12 protein-coding genes and 3 pseudogenes are annotated in these 20,537 nt (G+C 58.5%); 6 read left to right on the plus strand and 9 right to left on the minus strand.

The genetic code is table 11. The annotated features are described in order from the left end of the window. Positions 1 to 225: 225 nt before the first annotated feature. From NKJ76_RS30995 to NKJ76_RS31035, 9 genes are all read right to left on the minus strand, one after another. Complete coding sequence (locus NKJ76_RS30995; RefSeq protein ID WP_352539122.1) at positions 226 to 588, minus strand: MFS transporter; 363 nt, start codon at positions 586 to 588, stop codon at positions 226 to 228. 74 nt (positions 589 to 662) lie between these two features. Then, a complete protein-coding gene (locus NKJ76_RS31000; protein ID WP_352539131.1) occupies positions 663 to 1,037 on the minus strand; it encodes an MFS transporter in 375 nt (124 codons plus the stop codon). Then, positions 982 to 1,317, minus strand: coding sequence for an MFS transporter (locus NKJ76_RS31005; RefSeq protein WP_352539123.1), 336 nt, complete (start codon positions 1,315 to 1,317; stop codon positions 982 to 984). Before NKJ76_RS31005 ends, NKJ76_RS31000 begins: the two co-directional genes overlap by 56 nt. Positions 1,318 to 1,746: 429 nt before the next feature. Continuing rightward, complete coding sequence (locus NKJ76_RS31010; RefSeq protein ID WP_352539132.1) at positions 1,747 to 3,030, minus strand: NAD(P)/FAD-dependent oxidoreductase; 1,284 nt, start codon at positions 3,028 to 3,030, stop codon at positions 1,747 to 1,749. A 120-nt stretch (positions 3,031 to 3,150) separates the two neighbouring features. After that, on the minus strand, positions 3,151 to 4,317 hold the full coding sequence (locus NKJ76_RS31015) for a M20 metallopeptidase family protein (protein WP_352539124.1): 1,167 nt from the start codon (positions 4,315 to 4,317) through the stop codon (positions 3,151 to 3,153). A 16-nt stretch (positions 4,318 to 4,333) separates the two neighbouring features. Beyond that, a complete protein-coding gene (locus tag NKJ76_RS31020; protein WP_352539133.1) occupies positions 4,334 to 5,512 on the minus strand; it encodes a M24 family metallopeptidase in 1,179 nt (392 codons plus the stop codon). A 187-nt stretch (positions 5,513 to 5,699) separates the two neighbouring features. Beyond that, a complete protein-coding gene (locus NKJ76_RS31025) occupies positions 5,700 to 6,806 on the minus strand; it encodes a GlxA family transcriptional regulator (protein WP_352539125.1) in 1,107 nt (368 codons plus the stop codon). Between the two features lie 245 nt (positions 6,807 to 7,051). After that, the gene (locus NKJ76_RS31030) at positions 7,052 to 8,455 is read right to left on the minus strand and encodes an aspartate aminotransferase family protein (RefSeq protein ID WP_352539126.1); all 1,404 of its coding nucleotides are present in this window, start codon (positions 8,453 to 8,455) and stop codon (positions 7,052 to 7,054) included. Between the two features lie 12 nt (positions 8,456 to 8,467). After that, positions 8,468 to 9,946, minus strand: a complete 1,479-nt coding sequence (locus NKJ76_RS31035) for an NAD-dependent succinate-semialdehyde dehydrogenase (protein WP_352539127.1) — start codon at positions 9,944 to 9,946, stop codon at positions 8,468 to 8,470. Positions 9,947 to 10,659: 713 nt separating this feature from the next. Here NKJ76_RS31035 and NKJ76_RS31040 point away from each other — a divergent pair. The 6 genes and pseudogenes from NKJ76_RS31040 to NKJ76_RS31065 form a co-directional block, all read left to right on the plus strand. Further along, positions 10,660 to 11,603: pseudogene (locus tag NKJ76_RS31040) on the plus strand (HpcH/HpaI aldolase/citrate lyase family protein). A 9-nt stretch (positions 11,604 to 11,612) separates the two neighbouring features. Beyond that, positions 11,613 to 12,796 (plus strand): annotated as a pseudogene (locus NKJ76_RS31045) (malate--CoA ligase subunit beta). Positions 12,797 to 12,809: 13 nt separating this feature from the next. Next, positions 12,810 to 13,742: a succinate--CoA ligase subunit alpha gene (sucD, locus tag NKJ76_RS31050; RefSeq protein WP_352539128.1), complete on the plus strand. Its 933-nt coding sequence runs from the start codon at positions 12,810 to 12,812 to the stop codon at positions 13,740 to 13,742. Positions 13,743 to 14,450: 708 nt separating this feature from the next. Beyond that, the gene (locus NKJ76_RS31055) at positions 14,451 to 15,677 is read left to right on the plus strand and encodes a M24 family metallopeptidase (protein WP_352539129.1); all 1,227 of its coding nucleotides are present in this window, start codon (positions 14,451 to 14,453) and stop codon (positions 15,675 to 15,677) included. A gap of 1,290 nt (positions 15,678 to 16,967) precedes the next feature. Then, a complete protein-coding gene (locus NKJ76_RS31060) occupies positions 16,968 to 19,535 on the plus strand; it encodes a GcvT family protein (RefSeq protein WP_352539130.1) in 2,568 nt (855 codons plus the stop codon). Between the two features lie 157 nt (positions 19,536 to 19,692). Further along, a pseudogene (locus NKJ76_RS31065) lies at positions 19,693 to 20,290 on the plus strand (electron transfer flavoprotein subunit beta/FixA family protein); the annotation flags it as partial. Positions 20,291 to 20,537 lie beyond the last annotated feature (247 nt).

Here is a 20,537-nt window from a genome sequence, read left to right on the forward strand (position 1 = left end):
ACCAGGCGCATGGGGAGCGCTTCGAGCGCGTTCCAGTGATGTGGACCTGATACTCGAACTCCCATACGGGCCCGCAGCCATGAGAAGGCCGCAATGAGAGGCCTCCCCCGACCTCATCCCTATTGAGAAATTCTTCGCCAAGCTCAAGCATTGGCTGCGCAAGGCTGCTAAGCGAACGGTCGAGACCGTCTGTGACGCATCGGCCAAATCCTCGGCACTGTCACGTCAACCGAATGCAGAAATTACTTCATCGAGGCCGGCTATGCGCGCTGCCACAGCGACCGATAAGGTCAGAGCCAGCGAAAGGCAACATGCCGCACAAGCCATCGAGGCGAACGCCATCAGCGAATTCTGAGAGACAGTCCGCCTCAAGAAGCCGTTGCTCATCCCTGCGATGAATGCACCCATGCCGAAACTGGCCAACAGAATGCCATAGACTATCGGCCCTCTTGCCAGCTTATCCCGCACGACGAGAGGCAGCAGCGCGAGAATGGAAACGCTGGCCATGCCGAACAGGGTTGCCTGGGCGATTGCCGCTCTGATTTCCGAGAACAACGCCGTAAAGCGCACTCCGTCATGAATCGCCATCGTCGTTCTCAACAGGGGAGAGGAGAAGAGCGAACGTGCCATTTGGTGGGCCAAGTGCGATTGGAGGCGCCGGATCACTCAGGGCTGCGAGGGCGGAAGCGCCAACGGTCCAAAGAAGGCCAGGAAACGCCACCCAGAGCCGGGCCTATGCTCCTAACGATGTTGTATCCGACCGACATTAGCGTCACCGCAGCCGGAATGTCGCGTTTGTCAAGGATATCGCCGTCGGAAGCATGCCAGGCCGGGTCATTCAAGGCGAAGCCGCAGCCAGCTAGGAAACCCAGTATCAGCCAAGGATGGACAAATCCCAGGCCCACAGTATCGTCAGCGTTTTGGATGCCAATGCGATCACGCATTGGCCGCCAAACATCACCCCCCCGGTGGCTGAAATTGTCAGCAATGGCTCCGGCAAGAATGGAGAGAAAAGAATGCTGGCAATGTAGAGGCAGCCTGCACGAGCGCGACCATCAGATTGGGAGCGGAAATGGTGACCATGAGCCAACTGATGGCGACTGTTTGCACGAGCCATCCCAGGTTAGACATTTGTGTGGATATCCAGATCGAACGAAACACCGGTTTCCGAAGCGGGGCAACGTTGTGGGAATGGACGGATGAGTATCTTCGTGCTGCATACGTTTTGCCTTCGACGAGCCGATTGGTTGATTTCTCGGCTGCCACGACTGCCTTTTTTGCCTTTACGATGTTGAGTAAGTCGGTGGTTCCAGGCATAATCGAGCACCGTCTTCCTGTTTTGCAGCTACCAGCTGGCACCGGGTCAAAACCCGTTGAGGCCCCGAGGGCGGCTAACGTGAGCAGACTCTCAGCAAAATTGAACGCCCGGCAGGAGACTGAGCTCGCTGCCGGGCCGGTGCGCCTTGGGAGGTGGCGTACTTGGGAATCCTTTGCGAAAAAATCCTTGCTGATTGCCTATAGTTGTAGAGTTGTAGCGCATTCAATGGGCCGATTTACACGAATTACGCTCCCTCGACGCAGGAGTTCGGCGTTGGGCCGCTGCAAGTTGCATAAAAGCGGATGTCCAGCGCCTATCGAGGACGCGTGTGCTGGTCGGGGAATGCGGCTCCAGATGCGCCCGGGGGGGAGGGTCGTCCGGAAGAAGCTAAAGATTGCTAGCGCGCGCAAGGTCACTACCGTGTCGTTTCAGAGCCGAGCGTCGACGAGGTGGGCCAGTTGGGCCCCCATCTCATGGTAGTTTTCCTTGAGCGCACGGAAAGCCGGGGTTTCCGGGGTAGTGACGGGAAGTGGTAGATCCGCGTCTCCGACATTCCCGAGAATATGGTCGGCCAGCACACGCCCAAAGACCGTGGCTGGCGAAATTCCACGGCCGTTATAGCCGCAGATGCTGACTACATTCGGTGCAAAGCGGTGAAAACGAGGCAGGTGGTTACTTGTTGTCCCAATCATACCATACCAATCGGCTTCGAATTCAACTGCACCGATCTGCGGAAAGAGCTTGCGAATGGCACGCGTGGCCCATGCTCGGTGGATCCTGGCACCGGTACCCCCGAGCCCGCCGATACTGCCGAAAATCAACCGTCCCTCGCGGTCCAGCCGAAACGAACTCAAGATTTTCTTCGTATCCCAGCAGCCCTCGCGGTTGGGAAGAATCGAGTTCTGTAGTTTGTCCGAAAGCGGTCGGGTCGCGACATTGAAATAAGGAAGATGTATCTGCTCATGCCTAAGCTCTTGCCAGGGCACTTTAGTGTAAGCGTCCGTTGCAACTACGATCCAGTCGGCCTCGACCGATCCGCTCGCTGTGCGCACCGTCCACTTACCGTTTGCTCGCTCGGTCTCGGTAACTCCACTTGAACTATATACCTTGGCTCCTGCGGAGATAGCAGCGCGTGCAAGTCCTCGCACATAGCCGAGTGGCTGGATAGTTCCCGCGCGCAGGTCGAGAAGTGAGCCGGAATAGGCTGTTGTACCAATACGTGCCGCCGTCTCCTCTGCATCGAGGAGCTTCACGGGCGCCCCCCGTTTCTGCCACTGCCGTTCGCGTTCCCGGAGTTCATTAAGTCCCGGCTCGCCGACGGCGCAATGAAGAGTACCGTTTCTTACAGCCTGGCAGTCGATGACATGCTTGTCGATAAGAGACCAAACCTCGGCAGGCCCATTGCCGAGAAGTTGGAGGACCCGTTCACCAAAAGGTCCGCCTAGACTTGATTTCACATCCTCCGGCTTCATCCATAGGCCGGCATTGACTAAGCCAGCATTGCGCCCAGAGGCGCCAAAGCCAATCTCCACCGCCTCAAGCACGCTGACCCTTACACCGGCCTGTGCTAAGTGCAATGCCGTCGAAAAGCCGGTGTATCCGCCGCCAACTACGGCTACATCTTGCTTATGGGCGTATTGGAGAATGCTAGTACCTGGAGCCTCTGGCGCGGTTCGTTCCCAGAGTCCATGGGAACGACTATTATTCAGCATTTTCATCCTTTCATACCCTCATTCACACGGATTGCCCGTGTCGGCAAAACTCTACGTGATGGCAATTTGTGTGGTTCGTCGCGGTGGGACGCGCGAGGGGGCATTGGGTCGTCCAACCCGCTAGTTGGGCGACATCAGGAAATTTCGCGCGGAGTCGCAGAGGACGAGAGCCCCTATCGACAATGCCCGTTCGTCGACCCGAAATTGCGGATGGTGAAGCGGATAGACCGAGCCAAGGTCCTCGTTGCGGATGCCCAGCCGGAAATAGACCGAAGGGCACTTCTCGCTGTAGAAAGCGAAATCATCGGCGGCGGTCCAGCCTGGCGCGGTCAGCATATTGTCCTGTCCCAGCAGGCCGGCACCGGTTCGGCGGATGATCTCCACCATGTCCGGATCGTTGATGACCGGTGGTTCGCCACACCTCAGGTCCACCTCTGCACTGGCGTTGTGGCTTGAAGCCACGCCTTCTGCAATCTGACGCAGCCTCTTCCAAGCATGCTGGCGGGTCGCTTCATGCCCGCTCCGGATCGTGCCTTTCAGCCTGGCCTCGGCGGGGATCACATTGTAGGCGCCGCCGCCTTCGATGCCAGTGATGGAGACAACCAGCGGGTCATACGGATCGATCTCACGGGACACTATCTTCTGCAGTTCCGTCACTATCGAGCAGGCGACCGCGATGGCGTCGACGCCTTCGGAAGGTTTTGCGGCGTGCGCGGAATTCCCGGTGACGGTGATGTCGAAAATATCGCACGCAAGCGTATACGGCCCCGCGCCGACCGCGATCTTTCCGGTCGCGGTATAAGGATCGACATGGATGCCGATCGCCGCGTCGATGTCGTCCAGCAGCCCTTCTTCGACCACCCGGCGGCCGCCGAGCGGCTCCGCCTCCTCGGCGGGCTGGAAGATAATGCGAACGGTGCCGCTGAACGATTGCTTCTGGCGCTCCAGGAGAACGCTGGCGGCGTAGCCCATTGCGGCGTGAGCGTCATGGCCGCAGGCATGCATGATGCCCGGGCGCTCGGAGCTGAACGGCACGCCCGAGGCTTCCGTGATCGGCAGCGCGTCGATGTCGGCGCGGATAACGACCTTGCGGTTCGAAGGACCGGCCGCACCGACGACATCGACGGCGAGACCGAAGCCGGCCACGGGTCTGATGCCGCTCAACCCGGCTTCTTCGAGCAGCTCTCTAAGATAGACCTGCGTCTCGCTCTCTTCGTTCGAGAGCTCCGGATTACGGTGGAGGTGGCGGCGGATCTCGATCATCCGGCGTTCCAGCGCGAGATCCATCAATCCACTGCTTGTCTCAGCGTTTGACATGAATCTCTCGCGGGAAGCTGGTCAGCGTTTCGCAGCCGTCGGCGGTGACGAGGATCGTTTCGCTCACTTCGATCCCCCAGCCGTCCATCCACATGCCCAGGATAGAATGAAGGACGTTGCCCGGCTTCAGGATTGTCTTGTCGCCCTGGCGCAGGCTGATGGTGTGTTCGCCCCAGTCCGGCGGATAGGCGGCGCCGATCGAATAGCCGATGCGGGACTCCTTCTTCAGGCCGTAGCGCTGGATAACCTTCCGCCAGCTCGCCTCGACGTCTTCCGCCACGACGCCAGGCCCGATCGTCTCAAGCACAGCCTCCATGCCTTCGAGTACGGCCTTGCCGGTGTCGCTGACCTTGGCGGGCATGGCGCCCAGCTGAAGCGTCCTCGCCAGACCGGCGGCGTAGCGGCGGACGACACCGGCGAGTTCGAGCGCGATGGTTTCGTTGTCGCCAAAGCGGCGGTCGCTCCACATTATATGCGGCGCCGAGGCGTTTTCGCCACCCAGTATAGTCGGCGGCAGCGCGGTGATGTCGCCAGCGAAATCCAGCGAGCCGGCTATTTGGGCGGCCTGAATTTGCGCGATGGCGTCGCACTCGCGCACGCCCGGGGCAATCACCTCATAGGCCGCGGTGACCGCGGCCTCGGCCAGGCGCGCGGCCTTCCGGAGATACTCGACCTCGCCCTCCGATTTGACGCTGCGGATCCAGTTCACCAGAAGGTCTGCGTCGTGGAAGGTCGCATTGGGCAGGCGCGTGGTCAGCCGCGCATGCGCCTTTGGAGAATAGTAGTAGGCCTCGAGCTCGATACCGATATTGCCGCGCCCCCAGCCCTTCTTCGTGATCCAATCGGCAATCCAGTCCATTGGATGACGGTCGGCACGCTGGACATGATCTTCCGGGAAGCCGACGACGTTCTCGGGCTTCATCCACGCCGTCAGCAGCCCGCCCGCTGCATCCATGGCGCGGCCGATCCAGACCGGCTCCTCGCCGGCGAGCGGCACCAGCACCATTTGCGGCGTGTAGAACGACCAGCCGTCATAGCCGCTGATGTAGTGCTGGTTGGCGACGTCGTTGACGATCAGCAGATCAAGGTTGCGGCGCGCCATTTCCACGCGAATGGCGGAAAGCCTGTTCCGGTATTCGTACGGGTGGAAAGGCAATGGGATCATAAGTGAGATCATCTTCTCTATCGTCGGAGCGTCTATGGCAAACAGGCGGGCTGAGCCGATTTGCAGTGGAACTCTACAAGAACTCGCCGAACCCGCACCTCTTCGAATGCCCCGTCGCTGGCTTGGTACGCTTAGGCATTCATCAAAAAGCGCCGTAGCCGACCCCAAGGGCCAACACGGCTCGCAGCTAGTGGCAATTGGGCACCCTTTCGCTACTGTCCCCCCGATCGACTTGCAGGGCGTTATTTTCATGCGGACGGTGCAACTGCAATTTTTTTCGTTGGTAGAATGGTAATCGTGATTGATGCGGCGCGCATCCGTAGGCCTCGCGGTACGCTTTCGAGAAGTGTGATGCAGACACAAAGCCGCAAGCCATCGCAATTTCAACAACCGGCAGACGCGAGCTGATGAGAAGTAGGTGCGCCCGTTCCAGACGAAGATCCAAGTAATAGCGGCTCGGAGAACATCCCAGTTCCCGCCTAAACAGCCGCTCGATTTGACGCCGCGATAGGCCGGCTGACCCCGCAATTTCGTCCAGTAGTAATGGTTCCGTGAGGTTTGATTCCATCTGGTCGATTACCTTGATGACTGCTTGGTGATTGAGTTGCACTCTAGAATGAAGGGGTAGACGTTGGCGGTCGCCCGCTGCACGGGTCCTGCACGCGATAGCTTTTTCGCAAATACGGTTGACGATCCGCGTCCCATGATGCTGGTCAACCAAGGCGAGAAACATGTCAAAGGGGGCGTCGCCCCCAGCGCAAGTGTGTAAGAGCCCGTCCTGCTCGAACGCGGTTTGAGCGGCTAGCACACTTGGGAACCGCTCAGAGAACATAGGAAATTGCTCCCAGTGAACCGCGCAACGCCGCCCTTCTGCAAGTCCCGCCCGAGCAAGCACAATCGTACCGCTACCTATCCCTACCAGGCTGCCGCGGCGGTTCCGACACTCTCGTAGCCAGGCATCAAGTTGTTTGTGCGGACTAGGAGCATTGCGGCCGCCGACAACCACAACATCTCGTGCTGAGATCGATCGACGAGCTCTTTCACGTTCGAATACTAACGAAGAATCGGCGCAAACTAACAACCCGCAACTCGAGGCCGCAGGTTGCCCATCGTCCGAAATGACTTGCCAGCTATACACGTCCCGCCCCAACACCTCATTGGCGAGCCTCAGCGCTTCTACTGCCGACGAGAAGGCCTGGAGCGAAAAGGCCGGCAGGAGATAAAAGCAAAAGTTTCGGCATGTGGACTGTAAGTCTAGCACCCCGGCTGGTTCCTTTCCCGTATTCGGCAGCATTCTAGAGAAAGCCTGCCGGCCCGACGCGATCGCCTCGGGTTCCGAGCTAGACTCTCCTCTCCTGCCTGGGCGCTTTCGGCGCCGCCCCGTTGCGGTCGGGGCCAATGATTCTCCGATAAGCGTCCTTGATCTGCCCAATCACGTTGTCACCGGTGAAGCGCTCCGAAGACGGGGCCAAGCTGCGCCTGTTGAACGATCGGGCAGACCTTCAGAGCATCTCGCCATCGCATTCGGCTGCTGCCAGTCTAGATGTTAAGCCCGTCTCGCGTAAGCTCATCCATGACGAAGCGCACTGCGCTTTCGGCAATTGCAACAATCTCTTCCACCTCAGCCTTGGTAGTGACGAGCGGTGGGGCAAAGCCAAGGATATCGCCATGTGGCATGGCGCGGGCGATCAGACCGCGGTCGCGCGCTGCCTTGGAAATGCGTGCACCAACCTTGAGTGTCGGATCAAAACGCTTCCTGTTGTCTCGATCGGCCACAAACTCGATTGCGCCCATAAGACCGACGCCGCGCACTTCGCCGACAATCGGCAATTGCGCGAATTTCTCTTTCAGCTGCGCTTGGAAAAATGCACCGACCTCGCCAGCGTTCCCCGGAAGGTCTTCTTTCTCGACGATGTCCAGAACTGCGTTGGCCGCGGCAGCCCCGATCGGGTGACCTGAATAGGTGTAACCGTGCGAAAATGCGCCGACTTTGTCCGCCCCGTCCTCCAGGACCTTATAGACCTTTTCACCGACGACAGCTGCGGACAGTGGGAAATAGGCCGAAGTCAGACCCTTTGCGATCGTGATGAGGTCTGGCTCGATACCATAGTGCTGCGAGCCGAACATGGAGCCAGTCCGGCCGAAGCCGGTTATGACTTCATCTGCAATGAGCAGAACATCGTGCTTTTTGAGCACGGGCTGGATTGCTTGCCAGTAACCTTCCGGCGGAGGCGTGATGCCGCCCGTGCCGAGCACCGGCTCGCCGATGAAACCGCCAACGTTGTCTGGGCCCAAGCGTTTGATCAGCTGGTCAAGTTCCTCGGCGCGCCGCGCTGAAAATTCGCGTTCGGACTCGCCTGAGTTCGCGCCCCAGTAGTGATGTGGAACACCGGTGTGAACGATCTGGGGGAGTGGGAGATCCATGTGGTCGTGATAGAAGCTCATGCCGGTCATTGAGCCGGACACGACACTGCACCCGTGATAACCGCGTTCACGCGAGATGATCTTCTTCTTGTTCGGCTTGCCACGAAGATTGTTATAGTACCAAACAAGCTTGGCCTGGGTCTCGTTTGCGTCCGAGCCGGACATCCCGTAGAACACTTTGCTCATCTTGCCAGGTGCCATCTTCACGAGGCGATCCGAGAGGATCGCGAGCTCGTCCGTCGTGTGCGCCGCATACGAGTGATAATAAGCTAGCCGATAGGCCTGACGCGAGATCGCTTCTGCCACTTCGGTGCGGCCATAGCCGACATTGACGCAGTAAAGACCGGCAAAACCATCGATGAACTTGTTTCCATGCGCGTCTTGGATGCGGATTCCCTTCCCGGTCTCGACGATCGTTGGCTCGCCAAGCTTGCCGGTGGCAAAGTCCTTGAGTTGCGTGAAAGGATGTAGAACAGCGTTTCTATCTTTCTCGCTGATATTCTTGATATTTATAGTCACGGCGCTTTCCTTTCAGGCTGCGATGTTGCCGATGCACACATATTTGGGTTCGAGATATTCGGCCAGACCATGTCTTGAGCCCTCGCGACCGAGTCCGGATTGCTTCCATCCGCCGAAGGGTATGGGAGCGCCGGTAAATTTCGGAGTGTTGACGGCGACCATGCCGTACTCCAACTGATCGGTCAGCCGCATGGCGCGGTTCAGATCTCTTGTGTACACGTAAGCCGCAAGGCCCATTTCCGAGTTGTTGGCCCGGGCGAGAACTTCCGCCTCGTCGTCGAAAATCAAGATTGCCGCCACCGGGCCGAAAGTTTCTTCCTTGGCGATCAGCATGTCGTCCGTGACGTCGGCGAGAACGGTAGGGGTGACGAAATTCCCCCCGAGCGGACTGTCCTGTCCGCCAACAACTATGTTGGCTCCGGCACAGATTGCTTCGGAAACCTGCCGCCTGCACTTTTCGGCGATAGATGGTTTGGTCATAGGACCAATGTCGATACCAGGCTGCAATCCGTGCCCGACCTTCAGTTTGCTGGTTGCATTCGCGAATTCTTCCACAAAACGGTCATAGCTTCCCCGCTGGACATAGATCCTGTTGGCTGCCAGGCAGTCCTGACCGGATGTGGCGAATTTGGCTGCCATGCAACCAACCACGGCGGTCTCCAACGGAGCGTCATCGAAAATGATAAAGGGAGCATTGCCGCCAAGCTCAAGTGAAGCCTTCTTTACGGTTTTTGCGGACTGCTCGAGCAGGATCCGACCCACCTCGGTCGAGCCCGTAAAGGAGAATGCCCGCACATCGCTATGTTCCAGCAGCCGCTTCGCGAGCGGCGGAGCCTCTCCCGTGATCACCTGAAAAACGCCCGAGGGGATTCCGGCGTCCTCGGCTAGACGTGCAAGCGCCAGAGCCGACAATGGTGTCTCGGGGGCGGGCTTGACGATCATGGTGCAGCCAGCAGCCAGCGCCGCTCCTACCTTCCTGGTGATCATCGCCGACGGAAAGTTCCAAGGGGTTATAGCGACCGTCACTCCGACCGGCTGGATCTGCACGGAGAGTCGGCTTCCCGTAAGATGGCTCGGGATGGTCTCGCCGTAGGCCCGCTCGCCCTCAGCTGCAAACCAGTCAAGAAAGCTAGCGGCATATGAGATCTCACTACGCGCCTCGGCCAACGGTTTGCCTTGCTCGGCGGTCATGATTACTGCAAGGTCTTCCGCATTCTCACGCATCCCGGCGGCCCATTTCCGCAGGTATGTGCCCCGTTCCGAAGGAAGAACATCGCGCCACCGAAGAAATGCCGTTCTCGCGAAGTTAACCGCAGTGTCCACATCGGACATCTCACAGGCTGCCACCTGAGCCAGTTCCTCGCCAGTCGCCGGGTCCACCACAGGGAGTGTTCCAACCTTAGAGAGCCAAGCGCCCTTCACATACGCGGACTTTTGCAGAAGGTCCTGCCGTTTGAGCCCTCTTAATGCGGTGGTTGCTGAACCTTTCATTGTGACTCCAAGTCGAATGTTCGATTTCATCAAACTAGCCACGCAAGTGCGGCGATTGGCAGCACAATCTACGGTCTCCAAGGCGTTCTCCTGCGAATAATGGTGTTCTGCTGAGTTTTTCTCCGTGTGATGTCTGTTTGGTTTAGGGTAGGCCCCTGAACTCCTGCCAATGTCCGCTGGGCCACGACGGTCAGGCGTGAACCCTCAAGGCTTGGCTGGTAGGTGGCGTCACCCCTGCCGGTAGCTCTGCGTCGCTGCGGGGATTTTGCGGCCACTTTAGGATAGGCATTACACGCCGATCAAGTTACAACAGTTGTCGCGGCGGTTCGAGGATCGAATAACCTCTCGCCTGAAAGAGCGATTGGGTGATGTGGTGAGCCCCATAACAGGGGTCTGCTGTTTAGCCATCGCTTCCGTGCTTTTAGAAATCAGATTTGGCCAATCCTTAGACTCGCCTCAGTCTTCTGTTCCTTTGTGAGCCCAAGATAAATTTGCGGTTGCATTCTCATCGGTCGCAGCCTGCCGGGGTAGGCGATGCAAAAATCACGAAAAGAGAGGATTGGCTGCGCAACCGCGGGAAAAACGCAGATATTGTGCGGCCGCTAAGGGCCGGCGGCACAAACCCCGCTTCTGCGTCGTGCTAGCTTGTAACGGAACACAGGCGGGCATGTGCCTGGCTCGCTCAAACAGCCCAGGTGCAGGGGAGACGCAACATGAGCCACACAATCAACCACCTGAAGGAACTCAGGTTCAGCGCAGCGAGCTGGCCGTTCCCGGCTCCAGCCCGGAGATGATCGATAAGGCGGCCAGCAGCGCCGCCGACTTCGTCTTCCTCGACATCGAGGACGCAGTTGCGCCGCCTGACAAGGAGCGCGCCCGCAAGAACATCATCCAGGCGCTCAACGACATCGACTGGCGCGCCAAGGGCAAGACAGTTTCGGTGCGCATCAACGGCCTCGATACCCACTACATGTATCGCGACGTCGTCGACGTGATCGAACAGGCCGGTGACCGGCTGGACACCATCCTGGTGCCGAAGGTCGGCGTGCCGGCCGATCTATACATGGTCGAGGCCATGGCCAACCAGATCGAGATGGCCAAGGGTTTCAAGACCCGCGTCGGCCTCGAAGCGCTGATCGAGACCGCGCTCGGCATGGCCAATGTCGAGGCGATTGCCGCGACACCCGGCCGGCTGGAAGCCATGCATTTCGGCGTCGCCGACTATGCCGCGAGCTGCAAGGCGCGCACGGTCAGCATCGGCGGTCTCAACCCGTACTATCCCGGCGACCAGTGGCATGCAGCCCTGTCGCGGATGACAGTCGCCTGCCGGGCCTATGGCTTGCGCGCCATCGACGGACCGTTCGGCGACTTCTCCGATCCCGAAGGCTTCAGCGCCGCCGCGCGCCGCGCCGCCGCACTTGGCATTGAAGGCAAGTGGGCGATACTCCGTCCCAGATCGCGCTCGCCAACGAGGTGTTCTCGCCGCCGGAAACCGAAGTTGCGCGCGCCCGCCGCATCATCGAAATGCTCAAGGAAGCGGAAGAGCAAGGCAAAGGTGCGGCCTCCCTCGACGGCAAGATGATCGACGCCCGAACGCATGGCGCGCAATGTGCTGGTCGTGCACGAGGCAATCAACCAGACCGCACTAGGCAGATAAGGGTTCAACATGGACATCCACGAATACCAGGCCAAAGAACTCCTCTCGCGCTATTTGGTGCATGTTCCGCGCGGCCGGCTGGCCTACAGCCCTGAACAGGCAGCCTATCGCGCCAGTGAGATCGGCGGCGACAGATGGGTTGTCAAGGCGCAGATCCATTCCGGCGCCAGGGGCAAGGCCGGCGGGATCAAGCTGTGCAAAAGCGACGACGAGATTTCGGCGGCCGCCGAAGCGATGCTTGGTCGCAAGCTGGTGACGCACCAGACCGGGCCGCGCGGCAAGCTGGTGTCCCGGCTCTATGTCGAGGAGGCCGTCGACATCGTCCAGGAGATCTATCTCGGCTTCGTGGTCGACCGCAAATCCGAACGAGTGATGATCGTTGCCTCCGGCTCGGGCGGCATGGAGATCGAGGAGATCGCCCAGAACGAGCCCGATTCGATCATTCGCGCCACCGTCGATCCCGGTGCCGGCATGCAGGATTTCCAGGCGCGCGAAATCGCCTTCGGGCTCGGCCTCGAGAATTCCATGATCGGTAAGGCGCCGAGACGCTGCTCGGCTGCTACCGCGTGTTTCGCGACTATGACGCCTCGATGCTGGAGATCAATCCGCTGGTGGTGACGCGTGACGGCAATCTGGTGGCGCTCGACGCCAAGATGTCGTTTGACGAAAACGCGCTGTTTCGCCGTCCCGAAATTTCCGAATTGCGCGACAAGAGTCAAGAAGATCCGCGCGAGACCTTCGCCAGCGACCGTGGCCTCTCCTATGTCGGCCTCGACGGTAACATCGGTTGCATCATCAACGGCGCCGGGTTGGCCATGGCGACGATGGACATGATAAAGATCGCCGGCGGTGAGCCGGCAAATTTTCTAGACATCGGCGGCGGCGCCTCGCCGGAGCGAGTCGCTAAATCGTTCCGCGCGGTGCTCGGCGACAAGAATGTCGAGGCGATCCTGGTCAACATCTTCGCCGGTATCAACCGCTGCGACTGGGTAGCCGAAGGCGTCATCAAGGCGATACGCGAGGTCGGCGTCAACGTGCCGCTGGTGGTCCGTCTCTCCGGCACCAGGGCCGAGGAAGGCAAGCACATCCTTGCCGCGTCGGGCGAGGCGATCATCGTCGCCGACACGCTGGCCGAGGCGGCCGAGAAGACTGTCGCCGCATGGCGCGCCGCAGCTATGAAAAAAGCCAACTGAGGGAGCTAAAGCCATGCCAATTCTGCTCAACCGCGACACCCGCGTCATCGTCCAGGGCTTCACCGGCAAGATCGGCAGCTTCCATGCCGCGGACATGAAGCGCTACGGCACCAAGGTGGTTGGCGGCGTCACCCCTGGCAAGGGTGGTCAGACGCATCTCGGCCGGCCTGTTTTCAACACGGTCAAGGGCGCGGTGCGCGAGACCGGCGCGGAGGCCAGCATCGTCTTCGTGCCGCCGCCCTTTGCTGCCGATTCGATCATGGAGGCGGCGGACGCCGGTATTAAGCTCTGCGTCTGCATCACCGACGGCGTCCCCTCGCAAGATATGATGCGCGTCAAGCGCTACATGCGCCGCTACCGCTACGAGGACCGGCTGCGGCTGGTCGGCCCGAATTGCGCCGGCCTCATCACGCCCGGCCAGGCGCTGATGGGCATCATGCCCGGCTCGATCTACCTGCCCGGACGGGTCGGCATTGTCGGGCGATCGGGAACGCTCGGCTATGAGGCGGCCTCGCAGATGAAAGCGCTGGGCATCGGCGTCTCGACCAGTGTCGGCATCGGCGGCGACCCTATCAACGGCTCTTCGTTCCGCGACATGCTCGATCTGTTCGAGAAAGACGAAGACACCGATGGGGTGGTGATGATTGGCGAGATCGGCGGGCCGCAGGAAGCGGAAGCAGCACTGTGGGCGCGCGACAACATGAAGAAGCCGCTGATTGCCTACATCGCAGGACTTTCGGCGCCGAAGGGCAAACGCATGGGCCATGCCGGCGCGATCATCTCGGCATTCGGCGAGTCGGCGCAAGAGAAGGTCGAGATCCTGCGCGATGCCGGCGTGGTCATCGTGCCGACACCGTCCTCCTTCGGCGAGGTGGTTGAGGGTGTGATGGCCGAGGGGCGAAGGCCGCATAGCGCGCAACGTGAGGTTTGCTTCAGAGACTCCTAAAGCAGGTACCTGGCGGTGCGGTGTTCCGAAGGTGACGAACGCACCCATCATCGTCAGTTGCGGACGTAAGCTTCAGCATGAGCCAAGTTACGGTCCTCCCTGGCAGAGTCAATATAGGACAACTGCTCATAGTATGTCTACAGCTGACGGGTGTCTTCAAGGCGAGCTGCGGCATGCAGATGGCGGCATGATTATGTCTTGCCTTCCCTAACAATCCGGAGATCTCGTCGCGCCGCTTGAGGAACTGTCGAGATCGGCCGGATCTGAAAATAGCTTAGGTGTGGGAGGATTACCACGTGGCTTTGCGGGACCGCGCCAGAGCCTTGCACAGGCGGCCCTTACTACCACCAACGGGCTTTTTGTAGACATTTCTTTTACAGTCTCCTGGGACCATCATTGTGATGGTCATGCGGGGTCCGTGTCGCGGTGGTCCGTCTGATCGTGCTGCCGCGCGCCCAATCTCAGGCCAGAAGTGCGCTGCTGTGGGGACCGAGGCCGTCGTTTGGTTGGACAATCAAGCCATCGGTGACCTTATGTCGAAGCGCTGTTCGGCCGGATGGTGGGGAGCCAACCGTAGCGCACGCGCAGCACAATTGCGCACCAAACCCGCAAAAATGCAGGTATTCTGCGGAAATCGGGGAGGGTCCGCGCAAAGCGGTCTTTCGAACCATGTTAAGTTGTCAGCCAGTACGGATGGGCAGGGAAAGAATGCTTGGTCCGGTCAATCAACAAGGTGCAGAGGACGACGACGAAATGGACTATGAGAAACCCTTCCTTCCTGCGGAGTATCGACGCCGTGTCCATGACGTCAAGATGCGGATGGAGCAAGCAGGACTTGACCTGCTAATTTGCCAGGATCCCGCTAATATGTGCTGGCTGACCGGTTATGACGCCTGGTCGTTCTACACACCTCAAGTGGTTCTGCTGCACCTCAAGTCGGATACGCCGATTTGGATCGGGCGGCTGGTTGACGTAAACGGCGCCCGTGCCACGACGGACTTGCCTGCTGAGAACATTATCAATTTTTCCGATGACCGACTTCATCATGTGGAGCTGCACCCCTACGACGAAGTCAGCGAAATGATAAAATCACGCGGATGGGGATCTGACCGCATAGGGGTTGAGCTTGATGCGCATTTCTACACTGCGCGCGCGCACCAGCACCTCGTTAAAGGCCTTCCAAATGCAAATTTCTCCGACAGCCGCGGGCTCGTCAATTGGGCTCGCCTCGTCAAATCCGACGCTGAACTGGTCTATATGAGAGAAGCGGGGCGGATTGTCAGTCACACCATGCGGGAGGCGATCGCGAATCTAAAGCCGGGAGTTCCTGAGTACGAAATTGTGGCTCAGATTTATGCCTCTCAGACCAGAGGCGTTGATGGGAAATACGGTGATTATACCAGTCTTTGTCCCTTGATTCAGGTAGACGAGAAGACGAACGCGCCGCATCTCACATGGTCCGACAAGCCCTTGCCTTCGTCGGGGTTGGTTCTCTTGGAAATTGGCGCAGCGAGGCGCCATTATCATGCGCCGCTGACACGTACCATTTACATGGGAAAGCCACCTAAAGAGGCCCACCATCTCGCCAATGCCATAGTGGAAGGTGGCGACGCTGTCCTTGAAATGGCGAAGCCGGGTGTAGTCGTCGACGAGCTGAACACCGTCTGGCTGAGGGTCCTGAACCGCCACGGATACGTGAAAAAAGGCCGTTCCGGCTACTCAATCGGCATGAACTTCCCGCCGGACTGGGGCGAACGTACGGTAAGCATTCGCGCCGGCGAAAAGACAGTTCTCCAAGCGGGCATGTGCTTCCATTTCCAATCAGGCGTGAGGCCTCCTGCCTTCGGGGCCGCAATATCGGAGTCGTTTGTTGTTACCGAAAAAGGTGGTGAGCGGCTAGCCGATGTCGCCCGCGAGTTGATAGTCCTGGACTGATCGCGCGCTTTTAGTACGCTTCGCTTCCCGAGCCCTACTCCTGGCGCCGAATTTTCACCCAGTGGCAATCAGAGACGCTCAGCTTTCGGTGAGGCTAGTGTGGCGTGCCCTGAGCAAACGACGAAGACGCGAGCTGCCAAATAGGCGCCCGTGTCTTCGTCGGTATGCTTGGGCGCCCGGGCGAAGATCGCCAGAATGAGAAGTCCGATACGCAGTACGTTAAGCGGTGTCTGATCTTTGACTTTGAGCAAGCGGGCATGACCGATGCGGATAAATAGCCGCGTTCGAATGATCGTCGCATGGGCCGCATCAATGTCGACTAATGATAGAGCGGGATTTTATCATCTTGCATCGTATCCAACGCGGTGTGTGGTGGTGATGTCGCCGCTCCATCGACCGCCGGGAGCGACGACGGTGACGCCCGGCTGCATTGCGCAGGTGCACCTGGCGTCTGTCTAGGTCGCATTGAAGTCTGGATTGTAAGCGCAGTATCGCGGTGATCAATCACCTCCCGAACATGTGGCGCGTTGTGGCTGGTCAGTACGACGGCGCTGCGCTTTAGCTTCTCCGCCGCACCTCGAAGATGACACTGATGCCTATCAAGTACGAAGGCTCGACGATGCGGGTGTTCCGCAGCCCGGGGATTAAGGAAGTAGTCCAGTGGCCAGGGACGCCGACCCTTGAAGTTCGTCGCCTCGCGGCCAATTTCATCCCGGCGGTAAACCATCAAGACCGACGGGCGGGGACTTCCGACGCCGGACGGCTTCTCGACTAGCCTAAGCCTAGACTAGCCCGCAGCCAGAAGGGATAGCGCTGCGCTCGCTTGGCCGACGCGCGGGCCGGTGGTGCCTCAGTACATTATTTCGGTCAGGATCTGTATCCTGACGTAGCGGCACGATACCTCCCACCAAGAAGGTTAGTCGACACGCGACACGGCGAGCGGAAACCACTTCGGCTGCCTAACCGCAATCGAGGTGGTGATTGAGCGCGCGAAGCCGGCACCTTCGTAGGCCCTGTTTTGGATGTGGTGGCTCGCGGCCACGGCGACAAACAGCCCACCGCCCTAGGTGTGATTGATGCGGACCAAGCGGCAAAATACCCAGGTCCCAGTTGCATAGCAGCCGAGATGTGTAACGCGGCGCAATACAGTTCGGCTATCGCCTCTTTTCGCAATGTGGTGCACAGCTTCGGCGAGTAGGCGGCCAAATATGCAGAATAACATCGTCTCTCTTCACAAGTAGCACCATCTCGACCGGCATCGTCCCTTAGTCTGTCACAAAGGAAAGATTGATGTTGGCCGGCGGTGCGGCAGCACCGGAGGGCAATCTGCTTGACGATGGAAATGCCTTGGCGCGACCCCGCCTGAATCGAACAGGGATGCATATGATCACCAGCTCGCCCATCCGCCCCCGTGAACTACCCGCTCGCCATCACGAGATTCTCGTGATTGGTGGAGGAATTGCGGGAATGAGCGTCGCCTTCCATCTTGCAAAAAACGGTAAAAAGGATGTTGCGGTATTGGAGCGCCACAGCCTTACTTCCGGCACGACTTGGCACGCTGCTGGCTTGATTATGCAGACTCGCGGTACTCACGCGCTGACCGAGATCGCGAAATACAACGCGGAACTCTACTCCGCTCTCGAGTCCGAGACGGGGCAAGCGACCGGATTCAAGAAAAATGGGACGCTTGGGGTCGCTAGAACCAAAGAGCGCTTCTATGAAACTGCACGCAATGCATCAATTGCCAAGAGTTTCGGGCTTGAGGCCCATATGATCTCGCCGAGCGAGGCGAAGAGGCTATATCCAGCCCTCAATTCGTCAATCATTGAAGGTGCAGTGTTTATCCCTGGAGACGGTCAAACCAATCCAGTCGACACATGCATGGCGCTGGCGATGGGCGCCAAGCAAAACGGTGTGAAGATCTTCGAAAATTCCGAAGTCAAAGACCTCTGGCAAACACCAGGAGGCCATTATCAGGTTCGAACCAGCGAAGGTGTTGTAGAAGCTGCAATTCTCGTACTCGCATGCGGACTGTGGACCCGAGATCTTGCGTCCAAGTTGGGTGCGCGGATTCCCCTGTACGCGGCAGAGCATTTTTATATTGTGACCGAACCCATGGATTTCGTGACACCGACCTTGCCCGTGCTGCGCGATACGGACGGCCACGTCTACTTGAAGGAAGACACGGGGAAGCTGCTTGTGGGCGCGTTTGAGCCTTGGGGAAAGCCGCTTCCGATGGAAAAGCTTCCGAAAGACTCAGCCTTCATCGAGCTCCCGGAAGATTGGGACCACTTCGAGTTGCCAATGAGCAAGGCAATAGAAATTGTTCCTGAGCTGGCGAATGCCGGTATTGCAAAGTTTTTCAATGGTCCTGAAAGTTTCACGCCCGACCTTCTGTTTATGATTGGTGAAGTCCCCGGATTGAAAAATCTCTTCGTTTCAGCTGGGTATAATTCGGAGGGTATTGAATACGGCGCGGGAGCAGGGCGAGCTCTGGCAGAGTGGATCATCGCGGGCCAGCCGCAGATGGATATCAGCTTCGTCGATGTCGCGCGGTTTCACCCTTTCCAGATCAACAAACGGTATTTGCACGAACGAACAGCCGAAGTAATGGGCCTACATTACAAGATGCATTGGCCAGCTTACCAGCCTGAGACGTCCCGAGGTGTTCGCAAAAGCCCGCTTCACGACCGGTGGGCGAAGCTTGGAGCCAGCTTTGGCGAAGGCATGGGCTGGGAGCGCCCCATGTGGTTCGCGGGCGAGGGAGAATCGACCAAAAACCTCTATTCCTATGATGAGCCGAACTGGTTCAAGTATACCAGCCAGGAGTGCAAGGCCGCCCGCAACGAGGCCATCCTGTTAGACCAAAGCTCATTCGGCAAGCATCTGGTTCAAGGTCGTGATGCATGTCGTTTCCTCCAGCGGCTTTGCGCAGCGAATGTGGATGTGCCGGTAGGGAAGCTGGTGTATACTCATATGCTCAATGAAAAAGGCGGAATAGAGACGGATATAACAGTAAATCGCTTGTCGCAGACGGAGTTCCTCATTATTTCATCAGCGACTGTCCATCCTCGGGATAAAGCTTGGATTACAAGACATATTACAGCCGAATGGAATGTCACGGTCACTGACGTCACCTCGGCGTATGCAGTCTTGTCGTTGCAGGGACCGAAATCGCGCGAGATTCTATCCCAAGTTACCGATACAGATCTGGCAAATACAGCGTTCCCATTCGCCACCAGTCAGGAAATCGACCTCGGGTACGCTCGCGTAATAGCCAATAGGCTGACATATGTCGGAGAGCTTGGCTGGGAGCTTCATATTGCAGCCGAAATGGCTCAGCACGTGTTTGACGTTGTTTGGAAGGCCGGCCAAGCGTATGGGCTGAAGGCTGCAGGATACCACGCACTAGAACATCTACGATCCGAACGCGCTTACAGAGAATACCAGCTGGATCTTACACCCGTCGACACGTTGCTTGAGGCCGGCCTAGGATTTACAATTGACTGGAATAAGGAAGGCGGTTTTATCGGAAAAGAGGCGGTGCTCGCTCAGAAGAATAGTGGGCCGTTAAAAAAACGACTGGTATCGTTCAAGCTTCGTGACGAGAAACCTGTTCTTTTTCACGAAGAGATTATCCTCTGCGACGGGCAGATTGTCGGCTATATTTCATCTGGTGTGAAGAGCTTCACAATCGGTACGTCAATCGGATTGGGATATGTAAACCATCCCGCCGGTGTCACGAAAGACTTGATCGAAAACAGTCGATGGGAGATTGAGATCGCCGGCAAGCTCTACGACGCCGACGCGTCGCTGCGGGCATTTTTCGATCCAAATGGGGACCGGGCGAAGCAATAACCTGTGCACGACTGTCGAGGCTGTAGGGAAATACTGCTCTTCCGTTGGGTTGCAACGTGCCTAGTGCGGGTCCGACAAAACTTAGTGGGCAACGTAGACTTGGCCTGGCCGTAGGTTTCCTTCGCAACATTTCAAGACAACCATGAATAGCAAGCAAATGAAAATAATCGTTCCCGTGAAGCGGGTTGTGGATGCGAACGTCAAGGTCCGGGTGAAGGCGGACGGTTCGGCGGTGGAACTCGCCAACGTCAAGATGGCGATGAATCCGTTCGACGAGATCGCGGTGGAAGAAGCAATCCGGCTGAAGGAGGCCGGCAAGGCGGAAGAGATCATCGTTGTCTCGATCGGGTCGCAGCAGGCGCAGGAGACCTTTCGCACCGCGCTCGCCATGGGCGCCGACCGCGCCATCCTGGTCAAGACCGACGAGCAGACCGAGCCGCTGGGTGTCGCCAAAGTGCTGAAGGGCGTGGTCGAGGCGGAAAAGCCCGGTCTCGTCATTCTCGGCAAGCAGGCGATCGACGACGATTCGAACCAGACCGGCCAGGCGCTGGCCGCACTTCTCGGCTGGGCGCAAGGCACGTTTGCTTCCAAGGTTGTTATGATGGCGACAAGGCCACGGTGAAGCGCGAGGTCGATGGCGGTCTGCAGACGCTGAAACTGAAGATGCCGGCAATCGTCACCGCGGAAATTTGCGCCTGAACCAGCCACGCTACCCATCGCATCTGGAGCGACGGCACACAGTTCCGTTGGACCAGGACGGAAATGATGCCGGTCGCCCGCTGAACAATTGATAAACATCGTCCCCCCAAAGACTATCTATGTCCGGAACCCGACACATTGAGGCGCAAGTACCGATATCGCCGGGTAGTGTGCTGAGAGTTCTGCAAATTCGCTGAGAGGGGGGCGGTCATGGCAGGCTGGTGATTGTTCACGTCACCGATTCCCGCGAAGGAACGCCACCATGACCAAGACTGAAGTTAAGACCGCCAGCGCTGCCGTCAA

It is taken from the genome of Mesorhizobium sp. M0029 (genome assembly GCF_040323735.1).
Lineage (GTDB): Bacteria > Pseudomonadota > Alphaproteobacteria > Rhizobiales > Rhizobiaceae > Mesorhizobium.

Excerpts from the sequence above, each read along its gene's own strand:
- NKJ76_RS31015 (WP_352539124.1), bottom strand. The coding sequence starts at position 4,317 with ATGGATCTCGCGCTGGAACGCCGGATGATCGAGATCCGCCGCCACCTC.
- NKJ76_RS30995 (WP_352539122.1), bottom strand. The coding sequence starts at position 588 with ATGGCGATTCATGACGGAGTGCGCTTTACGGCGTTGTTCTCGGAAATC.
- NKJ76_RS31020 (WP_352539133.1), bottom strand. The coding sequence starts at position 5,512 with ATGATCCCATTGCCTTTCCACCCGTACGAATACCGGAACAGGCTTTCC.
- NKJ76_RS31060 (WP_352539130.1), top strand. The coding sequence starts at position 16,968 with ATGTTGGCCGGCGGTGCGGCAGCACCGGAGGGCAATCTGCTTGACGAT.
- NKJ76_RS31010 (WP_352539132.1), bottom strand. The coding sequence starts at position 3,030 with ATGCTGAATAATAGTCGTTCCCATGGACTCTGGGAACGAACCGCGCCA.
- NKJ76_RS31005 (WP_352539123.1), bottom strand. The coding sequence starts at position 1,317 with ATGCCTGGAACCACCGACTTACTCAACATCGTAAAGGCAAAAAAGGCA.
- NKJ76_RS31055 (WP_352539129.1), top strand. The coding sequence starts at position 14,451 with ATGCTTGGTCCGGTCAATCAACAAGGTGCAGAGGACGACGACGAAATG.
- sucD (WP_352539128.1), top strand. The coding sequence starts at position 12,810 with ATGCCAATTCTGCTCAACCGCGACACCCGCGTCATCGTCCAGGGCTTC.
- NKJ76_RS31025 (WP_352539125.1), bottom strand. The coding sequence starts at position 6,806 with ATGCTGCCGAATACGGGAAAGGAACCAGCCGGGGTGCTAGACTTACAG.
- NKJ76_RS31035 (WP_352539127.1), bottom strand. The coding sequence starts at position 9,946 with ATGAAAGGTTCAGCAACCACCGCATTAAGAGGGCTCAAACGGCAGGAC.